The sequence below is a fragment of the Massilia sp. 9I genome, from assembly GCF_902506415.1.
Taxonomy (GTDB): Bacteria; Pseudomonadota; Gammaproteobacteria; order Burkholderiales; family Burkholderiaceae_D; genus Telluria.
This window is the reverse complement of record NZ_LR733275.1, coordinates 3,309,368-3,315,516: the sequence shown is the minus strand read 5'-3', so window position 1 is coordinate 3,315,516 and position 6,149 is coordinate 3,309,368. Positions and strand designations below refer to the sequence as shown.

At 66.2% G+C, this 6,149-nt stretch carries 6 protein-coding genes and 1 pseudogene; 6 read left to right on the top strand and 1 reads right to left on the bottom strand.

Annotated elements, in window-relative coordinates; translation table 11 throughout:
* Positions 1 to 406 (bottom strand): annotated as a pseudogene (locus GV068_RS14765) (septum site-determining protein MinC); the annotation flags it as partial.
* Between the two features lie 285 nt (positions 407 to 691).
* Between GV068_RS14765 and GV068_RS14760 the strand changes: the two are divergent.
* The 6 genes from GV068_RS14760 to GV068_RS14735 all read left to right on the top strand — a co-directional run bounded on the left by GV068_RS14760 (position 692) and on the right by GV068_RS14735 (position 6,125).
* On the top strand, positions 692 to 1,870 hold the full coding sequence (locus tag GV068_RS14760) for an acetyl-CoA C-acetyltransferase (protein WP_159699130.1): 1,179 nt from the start codon (positions 692 to 694) through the stop codon (positions 1,868 to 1,870).
* A 70-nt stretch (positions 1,871 to 1,940) separates the two neighbouring features.
* On the top strand, positions 1,941 to 2,681 hold the full coding sequence (locus GV068_RS14755; RefSeq protein ID WP_159699127.1) for a beta-ketoacyl-ACP reductase: 741 nt from the start codon (positions 1,941 to 1,943) through the stop codon (positions 2,679 to 2,681).
* 106 nt (positions 2,682 to 2,787) lie between these two features.
* The gene (locus tag GV068_RS14750) at positions 2,788 to 4,113 is read left to right on the top strand and encodes an amino acid deaminase (protein ID WP_159699124.1); all 1,326 of its coding nucleotides are present in this window, start codon (positions 2,788 to 2,790) and stop codon (positions 4,111 to 4,113) included.
* 54 nt (positions 4,114 to 4,167) lie between these two features.
* Positions 4,168 to 5,124, top strand: a complete 957-nt coding sequence (pip, locus tag GV068_RS14745) for a prolyl aminopeptidase (protein WP_159699121.1) — start codon at positions 4,168 to 4,170, stop codon at positions 5,122 to 5,124.
* Positions 5,125 to 5,196: 72 nt separating this feature from the next.
* Positions 5,197 to 5,661, top strand: a complete 465-nt coding sequence (locus GV068_RS14740; protein WP_159699118.1) for a DUF2721 domain-containing protein — start codon at positions 5,197 to 5,199, stop codon at positions 5,659 to 5,661.
* Positions 5,662 to 5,672: 11 nt separating this feature from the next.
* Positions 5,673 to 6,125 (top strand): hypothetical protein, encoded by a 453-nt coding sequence (locus tag GV068_RS14735; RefSeq protein ID WP_159699115.1) that lies wholly within the window; start codon positions 5,673 to 5,675, stop codon positions 6,123 to 6,125.
* The last annotated feature ends 24 nt before the right edge of the window (positions 6,126 to 6,149 follow it).

Below are 6,149 nucleotides of genomic sequence, written 5' to 3'. Positions count from 1 at the left end.
GGGTGGGCGCCGGGGTCGGCTCGGCCACCGGGCTTGACGCCGGCGCTTCCTGCGCTTCCTTGTGCTCCGGCGCACGCACGCCGCTCGAGCCGTCGTCCAGCGACAGGCCGTGGGCACGGATCGCGTCCGCCATCTCCGGGCCGGCGCCGCGCACGGCCACCGCGTTCAACCGGTATTTCTTCAGCAAGCTCACCAGGGCCGGCCAGTCGATCGCCGGGGCTTCATGGGCGATGGCGGCGATGTCGATCACCGCGAACTCGTCCTCGAAGAAGTCCGACACCCCGCCGGTCATCTGGTGCAGGGCCGCATCGATCACGGCCGGGTCGGCCGAATGCAGGATCGTCGAGATGGCGACGACCGTGGAGATCTTGATTTCGATGGGCAGCGAGGTCGGGTTTTTCGGCATAAACAGTCTGGTTGGCGTTGCGCTCGTGCATTCTACTGTGAAATTTGACCGAAAGGACAGTTACGTACGCATGATTCCTAGTAGAAATGGGTGTTGCCGCCGCTGTTCAAAATACGCGCAAACACTTGATTACTTGCCTGTTATCACGCGGTTGTAATCGGTGAGTAAACTGATAAGATTGATTCGGCTCAAACATCAGCACACCACGCCCCGTAAGATGCATGGTTTCGCAAGTCTGCTGTCTCAACAATCATCCGGCACAGCCGGGACCCCAGGGAGATCAACATGGAAGACGTCGTCATCGTGGCCGCTGGCCGCACGCCGGTCGGTAAGTTCGGCGGCACACTGGCCAAGATCCCTGCCGCCGAGCTCGGCGCGCATGTGATCCGACAGCTGCTGGCCAAAACCGGCATCGACCCCGCCTCGGTCAGCGAGGTCATCATGGGCCAGGTGCTCACCGCCGGCGCCGGCCAGAACCCGGCGCGCCAGGCCGTCATCAAGGGCGGGCTGCCCGACATGGTGCCGGCGCAAACCATCAACATGGTCTGCGGCAGCGGCCTGAAAGCCACCCACCTGGCGGCCCAGGCCATCAAATGCGGCGACGCCCAGATCGTCATCGCCGGCGGCCAGGAAAACATGAGCGCCTCGCCGCACGTGCTGAATGGTTCGCGCGACGGCTTCCGCATGGGCGACGCCAAGCTGGTCGACACCATGATCGTGGACGGCCTGTGGGACGTCTACAACCAGTACCACATGGGCGTGACCGCCGAGAACGTCGCGCGCAAGTACGAGGTGTCGCGCGCCGAGCAGGACGAATTCGCGCTGCAGTCGCAGCTCAAGGCCGAAGCTGCCCAAAAAGCGGGCAAGTTCAAGGACGAGATCATCCCGGTCGAGATTCCGTCGAAAAAAGGCCCGACCATCTTCGATACCGACGAATATCCGAAGCACGGCTCGACCCTGGAAGCACTGTCCAGCCTGCGCCCGGCCTTCAACAAGGAAGGCACCGTCACCGCCGGCAACGCCTCCGGCATCAACGACGGCGCCGCCGCCGTGATCATGATGAGCGCCTCCAAGGCCAAGGAACTCGGCCTGACCCCGCTGGCGCGCATCAAGGCCTACGCCTCGGCCGGCCTGGACCCGTCGATCATGGGCATGGGCCCGGTCTCGGCTACCCAGCTGTGCCTGAAAAAGGCCGGCTGGACCCACCAGGACATCGACCTGATGGAAATCAACGAGGCGTTTGCCGCCCAGGCCATCGCGGTGAACAAGGAAATGGGCTGGGATACGTCGAAGATCAACGTGAACGGCGGCGCGATCGCGCTGGGCCACCCGATCGGCGCCTCCGGCTGCCGCGTGCTGGTCAGCCTGCTGCACGAGATGGTGCGCCGCGACGCCAAGCGCGGGCTGGCCAGCCTGTGCATCGGCGGCGGCATGGGCGTGGCGCTGGCGGTCGAGCGCGACTGAGGTCTGCAGGGGCAGCCGGCGCGGCTGCCTTGTTCTGAGCGAAGTGAAGACAATAAAACTGGAGAAGACAATGGCACGAGTAGCATTGGTAACGGGCGGCATGGGCGGCCTGGGCGAAGCGGTGTGCATCAAGCTGGCCGCCTTGGGTTACAAGGTTGTCACGACGTATTCGCCGGGGAACAAGAAGGCGGAAAGCTGGCTGGGCCAGATGAAAGAGCAGGGCTTCGACTTCCGGGCCTATCCCTGCGACGTCTCGGACTACGATTCGGCCCAGGCCTGCGTGCGCCAGGTCGAGCAGGAAGTCGGCCCGGTCGACGTCCTGGTCAACAACGCCGGCATCACCCGCGACATGACCTTCAAGAAAATGGACAAGCCGAACTGGGATGCGGTCATGAAGACCAACCTGGATTCCGTGTTCAACATGACCAAGCCGGTCTGCGACGGCATGGTCGAGCGCGGCTGGGGCCGGATCATCAACATCTCCTCGGTCAACGGCCAGAAGGGCGCCTTCGGCCAGACCAACTATTCGGCCGCCAAGGCCGGCATGCACGGCTTCACCAAGGCCCTGGCCTATGAAGTGGCGCGCAAGGGCGTGACCGTGAACACCATTTCGCCGGGCTATATCGGCACCAAGATGGTCATGGACATCCCGAGCGAAGTGCTGGAAACCAAGATCATCCCGCAAATCCCGATGGGCCGCCTGGGCAAGCCGGAAGAAGTCGCCGGCCTGGTCGCTTACCTGTCGTCGGAAGAAGCGGCGTTCGTGACCGGCGCCAACATCGCGATCAACGGCGGCCAGCACATGCAGTGATGGCCCTGGCCTGATGCCAGGAAGAGCACCGCTGCGGCGGTGCTTTTTTTTCGCCTGCCCCGGCCTCGGTACAATAGACGCAAGCTTCTTTCTACCCGATAAAACCATGCACACCTTGCCCCGCGACGGCCTCGCCCTGTCCAGCCTCGACGAACAATTGCTACTGCCCGGCACCAAGGGCCTGCCGATCACCGAGCCCTTGCGCCAGGGCGCGCTCGGCATCCAGGGCTGGAACGTGCTGCGCGGCGACACCTCCTTCCCGGTCGCGGTCCTGAAAGCCTCGGCGCTGCAGCACAACCTGGCCTGGATGAAGGCTTTCTGCGCGCGTCATGGCGTGACGCTGGCGCCGCACGGCAAGACCACCATGAGCCCGCAGCTGTTCGCGGCCCAGCTGGCCAATGGCGCCTGGGGCATCACGCTGGCCAGCGCCACCCAGATCCAGGTGGCGCATCGCTTCAATGTGCGCCGCGTGCTGTTGGCCAACCAGCTGGTGGCGCGCGCCGACATTGAGGCCGTGCTGGCCCTGCTGCATGAGGATCCCGACTTCGAGTGCTTCGTGCTGGCCGATTCGCTCGAGGGCGTGGCGCGCCTGGCGCAGGCGGTCACGGCGCGCGGCCTGGCGCGTCCGCTGCCGGTGCTGGTCGAACTCGGCCTGGCGGGAAAACGCGCCGGCTGCCGCACGCCGGAAGCGGCGCTGGCCGTGGCGCGCGCCATTGCCACTGCCGATGGCCTGGTGCTGGCCGGCTTCGAAGGCTACGAAGGCTTGCTGGTGACGCAGGACCGCGAAGCCGATATCCGCGCCGTCAAGGCCTTCCTGGCCGAGCTGGTGGACCTGGTCGAAGTGGCGGACGCCGAAGGCCTGTTCGGCGCCGCCGAGATCCTGCTGACGGCCGGCGGCTCCGCCTACTTCGACCTGGTGGCGCGCGGCTTCGCCGGCGTCGAGGGCCTGTCGCGCCCGGCGCGCGCCGTGCTGCGCAGCGGCTGCTACCTCACCAGCGATCACGGCTCTTATAAACGCCTGCTGGCCCAGCTGGATGCGCGCGAGGCGCACGACGCGCATGCCGAAGGCCTGCGCCCGGCGCTGGAAGTCTGGAGCATCGTGCAGTCGCGTCCCGAGCCGGGCCTGGCCATCCTCACCATGGGCAAGCGCGACGCCTCCTATGACGAAGCGCTGCCGACGCCGCTGTTCTCCCACCGTCCCGGCAGCGATGGACTGCCAAGAGAGCTGCCGCCCGGCTGCGAGATCGTCAAGATGAACGACCAGCACGCCTACCTGCGCCTGCCGGAGGGCGACATCCGCGACAGCCTGCAGGTCGGCGACCTGCTCGGCTGCGGCATCTCGCACCCCTGCACGACCTTCGACAAGTGGCAGCTGCTGCTGGCGGTGGACGACGGCTACACCGTGCTCGAAGGGCTGAACACCTTCTTCTGAAACGGCGTAATGGTAGGCTACAATCGGCTTCTCACCCCGACCGAGTAGAGTCCCATGCCCGCCACGCCGCCGTCGCTGTTCCCGCCGATCCAGCCCCTCCGCCACGGCATGCTCGCCGTCGACGAGCTGCACACGATCTACTGGGAAGAAGTCGGCAACCCCAACGGCATACCGGTCCTGTTCCTGCATGGCGGGCCGGGCGCCGGCCTGTCGCCGCAGCACCGCCGCTTCTTCGACCCGAGCGCCTACCGCGTGATCCTGTTCGACCAGCGCGGCGCCGGCAAGTCGACGCCCCTGGGCGAATGGCGCAACAACACCACGCAGCTGCTGATCGAGGACATCGAGCGCCTGCGCCAGATGTTCGGCATCCGGCAGTGGCTGGTGTTCGGCGGCTCCTGGGGCTCGACGCTGGCGCTGGCCTACGGCCAGGCCCATCCCGAGCGTTGCCTTGGCTTCGTGCTGCGCGGGATCTTCCTGTGCACGCACGCCGAGGTCGACTGGTTCATCAACGGCATCAAGTGGTTCTACCCGGAGCTGTACGAGGAATTCGTGGCGCCGATTCCGGTGGCCGAGCGCGGCGACCTGCTCAAGGCCTACGCCGAGCGCCTGCTATGCGCCGATCCCGAGGTCTACTGGCCGGCGGCGCGCGCCTGGAGCCGCTTCGAGGGGCGCCGCGTGTTCCTGCTGCCGCAGCCGGACGAACCCTCGTCCGATGCACTCGACCTCGGCGTGGGACGTCTCGAGTCGCACTACATGCTGCACGGCGCCTTCCTGGAAGAAGACCAGCTGGTGCGCGACATCGGGCGCATCGCCCACCTGCCGGCCACCATCGTGCAGGGCCGCTACGACGTGATCTGCCCGCCGCTCTCGGCCTGGCGCCTGCACCAGGCCTGGCCCGGCGCGAAGCTGCACATGATTCCCGACGGCGGCCACGGCGCCCTGGAAACCGGCATCGCGCGCGCCCTGGTGAACGCGACCGAGCAGTTCAAGCGCCACGGCCGCTTTGATTGAGGGGCGCGGGGTGCCGGTCGCGCGCCGCGGCTGCTACACTATGTCCAGACCTACAACAAGACTTCAGCACCCATGAATATCCAGATCAGCGACATCGGCCACGTCATCCAGCTGGCGATCGCGCCGGTCTTCCTGCTGACTGGCGTGGCAACCAAGCTGACCGTGCTGACCAACCGGCTGGCCCGCATCATCGATCGCACCCGGGTGCTGGAAGACCGCCTCAAGGTGCGGCCCAACACCGAGGAATCGGCCGAACTCGAAACCCTGTACACCCGCTCGCACCTGATCAACACGGCGATCACTTCCAGCACCGGCTGCGGCCTGATGGTCTGCCTGGTGATTGCGATGCTGTTCCTGGGCGACACCACCAACCTGCCGCTGGACCAGTACATCGCCGGCCTCTTCGTGTTCGCGATGATGGGCCTGATCAGCAGCTTCGTCTACTTCCTGCGCGAGATCCTCATTGCCTCGCGCTTCATGCGCATGCAGCACACGCTGTCCCTCCAGCAGCCGCGCCAGCCTGCGCCCACCGAATGATCGAGTACAGCATGCACGACTACCAACGCCCTCCGACCCTCCACCGCTACGCGCAGCGCGCCGAACTGGAAGCCGCGCTGCGCGGCCAGTTCCGCCTGGTGCCCGCCGGCTTCTTCCTGACCGTGTCGTTTTCGACCGTCTGGGACAAGCGCCTGTTCGACGTGCTCGGGCCCGCCGACAGCTGCCTGGTGATCCACAACACCGAACTGTTCGGCGAACGCCTGCACCGCGCGGTGCAGCGTACCCTGCCTGACTGGGCCGGCATCGACGGCCCGGTCGAATACGGCGAGCGCTCGCGTCTCGGCGCCGCCTTTACCAAGGGCACCGCCCAGGCCCAGGAACAGGAATGGCAGTTCGCCTGGCGCTCGATGTCGCCGAACGCCGTCCTGCGCCCGGTCACCGTGAACATCGGCAGCATCGAAGCCTTCGCCGAACTGCGCGATCGCGAAAGCCACCTGGTCTGAACGCAGCAGCCAGCGTTTAGAACC